This is a genomic window from Aquisalimonas sp. (genome assembly GCF_007120195.1).
Taxonomy (GTDB): domain Bacteria; phylum Pseudomonadota; class Gammaproteobacteria; order Nitrococcales; family Aquisalimonadaceae; genus Aquisalimonas.
This window is the reverse complement of record NZ_SKOG01000046.1, coordinates 1-4,604: the sequence shown is the minus strand read 5'-3', so window position 1 is coordinate 4,604 and position 4,604 is coordinate 1. Positions and strand designations below refer to the sequence as shown.

General features: G+C 67.9%; 4 protein-coding genes. 3 read left to right on the top strand and 1 reads right to left on the bottom strand.

Annotated features, from left to right (window positions below):
* Nucleotides 1–150: 150 nt before the first annotated feature.
* The 3 genes from QZT63_RS03925 to QZT63_RS03915 all read left to right on the top strand — a co-directional run bounded on the left by QZT63_RS03925 (nt 151) and on the right by QZT63_RS03915 (nt 4,217).
* A complete protein-coding gene (locus tag QZT63_RS03925) occupies nt 151–3,087 on the top strand; it encodes an AAA family ATPase (protein ID WP_290648765.1) in 2,937 nt (978 codons plus the stop codon).
* A gap of 148 nt (nt 3,088–3,235) precedes the next feature.
* The gene (locus QZT63_RS03920) at nt 3,236–3,832 is read left to right on the top strand and encodes a cupin domain-containing protein (protein ID WP_290648763.1); all 597 of its coding nucleotides are present in this window, start codon (nt 3,236–3,238) and stop codon (nt 3,830–3,832) included.
* Between the two features lie 22 nt (nt 3,833–3,854).
* Nucleotides 3,855–4,217 (top strand): group 1 truncated hemoglobin, encoded by a 363-nt coding sequence (locus QZT63_RS03915; RefSeq protein ID WP_290648761.1) that lies wholly within the window; start codon nt 3,855–3,857, stop codon nt 4,215–4,217.
* 84 nt (nt 4,218–4,301) lie between these two features.
* On the opposite strand, the gene QZT63_RS03910 is transcribed toward QZT63_RS03915, so the two are convergent.
* Nucleotides 4,302–4,487, bottom strand: a complete 186-nt coding sequence (locus QZT63_RS03910; RefSeq protein ID WP_290648760.1) for a hypothetical protein — start codon at nt 4,485–4,487, stop codon at nt 4,302–4,304.
* Nucleotides 4,488–4,604: the final 117 nt, after the last annotated feature.

Genomic DNA, 4,604 nt, shown 5'->3' with positions numbered 1-4,604 from the left:
CGGGCACAAGCCGCCAAACGGCGGCACTTAATGCTGAGAAATTCCGCAACCTACACCGCATCAGTCGGTTGCGAGTTCTTCAGGGCCGACTATATATTCCATGAACGACGGACATCTTCTTTGGGTTCGCTGCGCTGATGCAGGCGACGGATGAACACGACCCGGCCGCGCGATGGGGTGTCTCTCGGGCCTCCGCTCGCGGGCCGCGACCGGGTGTTGGGGGAGCTTGACGGCGAGTTTCAGCGGGTTCTCACGGGCGATTTCCGTGTAGTCCTGATCACCGGTACGCCCGGGCTGGGCAAGACTCGGTTGGCCGCCGAAGTGCTGCAACGCTTCTCCGACAGGGCCGTGTGCCTGTCCGCGCGGGCCTATCGCTGGGGCGGCAATGCCTCGCTCGGCCTCTGGACCGAGGCGCTGGACCGGTATCTGCGCCGGCTCGACGGCAACGAAGTGCAGCGTCTGTGCCGCACCGTGCTGTCCTCGCTGCTGACCTCGGCTGCCCCCACCTCGTCCCCGCTCAACCGTGAGCCGCAACGCCAGGAGTTGCTCGAGGGTCTGGTCGATGTCTTCGACAGGCTCAGCGCGGACACGCCGGTCATAATCGCCCTGGACGACGTCCACCTGGCCGACATGTCGTCGTGGGAAGCGTTGCGTTACCTGGGCCGCCGGCTCTCGGGGGCGTCGATTGGCATACTCGCCACTGCGCGGCCGGGTGAACTTCACCGGCATCCCATTGCCGACGAGGTGCTGGTGGGCCTGACCGAAGACGGCCTTGTACGCCGGATTGCACTGGAGCCACTGAGCCGTGCGGACGTGGCGCGCCTGGCACACGATGTCCTGCGCAGCGAACCCGGGCTGAGATCCGCCTTCGTCATGGATCCTCTGGTGACCTGGCTGATGGAACGCTCCAGCGGGCATCCGCTCTATATCATCGGCCTGCTGCGAGCATTCCTGGAGGAAGAGGCCGATCCGGCAAGGCCGCGACTGGAGCGGATTCCCGAAAGCCTGCAAGAGCGTGTGAACCTGGAGGTTCACGCCCTGCACCCGGCACCCCGATCGGTGCTCGAGGCATTGGCGGTGGTGGAACAGCGGATCGATGTCGGCGACCTGGGTGATGTCGTGGGTATGGATCTGGGGATACTCGGTGCCGCCCTTGAAGAACTCTGCTGTGCCCACCTGGCCAACGAGCATGCGGACGGGGCAACGCTCACGTACGAGATTGCCCACCCGGTTGTGGCCGACGCGGTCTACCAGCAGATCGGCGGCACCCGGCGGCGCGTTCTGCACCGAACCATTGCCCGCACCCTCTTGCGCGCCGGGCGACTCGGTTCCGCCGCCGGCCATTACGCGCGCGCCGCCGGACCGGGGGATGACGAGGCGATCGAAGCGTTGTGCAAGGCCATGGCGCAAGCCGAGGCCCGGGGGCTCTACCAGGAGGCACTGACAGCGCTGGCAGCACTTCTGGAGCTACTGCCCGCCGACGACCCGCGCTGGCTGCGGGTGCTGCACGCCATGACCTGGGAGTCCGAATGGGTGCTGTCCCATCTCGCTGAAGGCGACACCGCCACGGCGATTGCCGCCATGGGCCGCATCGAACCCCTGGTGGATGCCGACGATCTCGCCGCCCAGGGCACTGTACGACTGCACCTCGCCGCCTTTCTGTCATTCGGTGCCGGCCTGCTGGCCGAGGGGGAGCGGGCATGCCGGGCCGCGGTCGCGTGTTTCGAGGCTGCGGGGCATACAGAGCGCGCCCTGCTGGCACGCAACGAACTGGCCTGGCTGCGCGGCAGCGGGGAGAGTCTGGCCGAGGACGCGGAACTGGCGGCGGCCGTCATGGACGACGCCCTGAAAGGCGGACACCTGCGTGCTGCTGTCCACGCGGCCGGAACCCGGGCCTATGCACTGGGTTGGTCGGGTCACCTCCAGGAATCCGACCGGTTGTTCCAGTACGGCGCGGAGCTGGCCCGGCAGGCGAGCTTGAGCTATCGCGTGGCCTGGTCCCTGTCTCAGCACGCCACCATCCTGGCGCTCGCCGGGCGACTACCGGAGGCCTACGCTTCGCTTGAAGCGGCGACCAACGCCGATGCTCTGGCAGCGGACGCCATGACGCACGAAAACCTGGCGCACTGCCACTGGCTCGCGGGGCGGCTGTCGGACGCGGCCGCCGCGGTCGAACGCGCCGCCGTGCGCCGCCCGGTCCGTGGCAGCCGACGGCGGGCCTGGGCAGCGGCACTGGGGGCCCGGCTGTACGCGGAGATGGGGCTGCGCGGCCGCTCCGATGGCAGCCTGGAACTGGCCCGGACAACGTACGGCAGCCGCCATATCCTCACATGGAGTTGCTGGTGGGAGTGGTCAGCCGGCTTCCTCAACTGGCACGACGGCGACCACGGGCACGCCCTGGAAGCGCTCGCGCGCGCGGCATGCCCCCTGCGCCGGATCGGCGCCGCCCCCTGCGAGGCACTGGTGCTCGTGGATACCGTCCAGGTCGCCGCCGAGGCCGGAGAGGCCCCGATGGCCGCGGAGGCGGCCGCTCGCATCGACACCATCGCCCGAACCGCCGGCGGCGGCCTACTCCCCGGGCTGGCACTGCTGGCGCGGGCCTGGAGCGAACTCGCGGGCGGGCGCCCGCAGCGCGCGGCGACGGCCGCCGCCCGGGCCGCGGAGGCTTTCTCGGGCGCGGGTTACCATCTGCTCCACGGTATCGCGCTCGACGCCCAGGGGCGCGCGCTGGAGCAGATGGATCGCACAGCAGCAGTGCAAACCCTCTCCCTGGCCACCGAGGTCTTTCACGGTTGCAGCGCCGCGTGGCGCCACGACACGGCCCTGTCCAGGCTCACGCGCCTCGGCAGTCGGGGCCGGCGTGCCGCCACGGTCCATGGCCCCGCCGCGCTGACCGATCGCGAACGCGACGTCACCGTGCTGGCTGCCCGGGGGCATACCGCCCGCGAGATCGGCGAGCGCCTGTTCATCGGACGCCGCACCGTCGAGACCCATCTCGCCAACAGCTACCTCAAGCTCGGAGTCGCCTCGAAGCGGGAGCTGGTTCGTCGCGCCGACGAACTGGCCCTGAAACGGCCCGATCCGTAAACGGTTCCGTAGTCCTTACGGATCTTCCGCTGGACGACCGGTAATAGCATGAGAATCGGGCTTGCGCCCCGACCTTGGCCGGGGCCCCCTACTGCAGCCGCCGGACGATACCGGTCCGGGAGCGCACGAGACCAGGAGGAAGCGAAAGATGAACATCCAACGACACACTCCACCCGTCTGCCGGCGCGGCGCCGTTCACCGACACCGGACACGCCGCCTGCCCGGCCTCGCCGGCCTCGCCGGCCTCGCGGCGCCGCTGGCTCTTGCCGTGGGTTTCACCGGCGTCACGGCGAACGCACTCGCGTCGGAACCGGATCGACCCGACGGGTTCACGGCCAGAATACTGGCGGGACATACGGATTTTGCCGATGACGTGGCCGCACAGTTCCGGTTCACCTACAAGGAAGCCGGCGACAGCCCCGGCGAAGTCGTGGCGGACCTGGGCAGCGCCGGCACCGTCGTCATCGCCGAGGTGGAGTGGGAACCGAATGGTTCGTCCGGCTGGCACACCCACCCCGGAGCGGTGGTGGTGGCCATTGTCGAGGGCACCCTCGAGGTCACCAACGCCGATGAGTGCGTGACCCGCACCTACGAAGCCGGTCAGGCATGGATCGACCCCGGTCAGGGCAACATCCACGTCGCGGTGAACCCCAGTGGCGAGGACAGGACGCGGGTGTATGCGACCTTCTTCGGGGTGCCCAGCGGCGAACCCGGCACGGTGCATGTGCCGCCGGCTGACTGCTAGTGCCCTGTAGGAGATGATCCAAATGTCATTACATACTGATCTGGGTGGAGACGAGGCCGTTGGCATGGCCCTGGACCGGTTCTACGAGAAGGTGCTCGCGGATTCGCGCGTGAGCCCCTACTTCGACGGCCTGAACGTGGACCGGATCAAGGCACGCCAGAAGGACTTCCTGGCCATGGCATTCGGCGGCCCCAACCGCTACAACGGCCGGAATCTGCACGCCGCTCACGAACGTGCCCGCCAGCAGGGTCTCGACGAAGAGGGCTACGATGTCTTCATGAGCCACTTCCGTGACACGCTGGAAGAGCTGGGCGTCCCCGAGACGAAGATCGAGGAGGTCATGGCGATCGCCCACACGGGCAAGGAAGATGTCCTCGGCCACTAAGGCCGACGTACCGGCGCTCAACAGCGGTCACGGCGCCCGCACCACGCCGGTGTACCCTGCTCCGGGGTACACCGGCCAGTCGGGTCACGGCCCCTCGTCAGGCTCCGCGATCAACCAGTCGTCCAGCAGATCGGCCGGAAGCGTGCTCATCATCGGACGCCGTTCGGTGAGTCCCGCCTTGGCCTTCTCAAGGGCCTCCTGCTCGCTGTCCGCCTCCCCCCGGTAAACCTGCTCCGCCAGGTACTCCAGCGACGAGGGATAAGCGATCACTAGTGTCCCGTTAAGTTTTCGAACAAATTCAATTGGTTAGTGGTTTCGGGATCGCTGGTTATGTAATCGCTTAAGGCAAGCGCCTGTTCTAACGGTGTTTTCTCGAACAGCGTCAGG

Coding starts and splice junctions, on each gene's coding strand:
- QZT63_RS03925 (WP_290648765.1), top strand. CDS start 151: ATGAACACGACCCGGCCGCGCGATGGGGTGTCTCTCGGGCCTCCGCTC.
- QZT63_RS03920 (WP_290648763.1), top strand. CDS start 3,236: ATGAACATCCAACGACACACTCCACCCGTCTGCCGGCGCGGCGCCGTT.
- QZT63_RS03915 (WP_290648761.1), top strand. CDS start 3,855: ATGTCATTACATACTGATCTGGGTGGAGACGAGGCCGTTGGCATGGCC.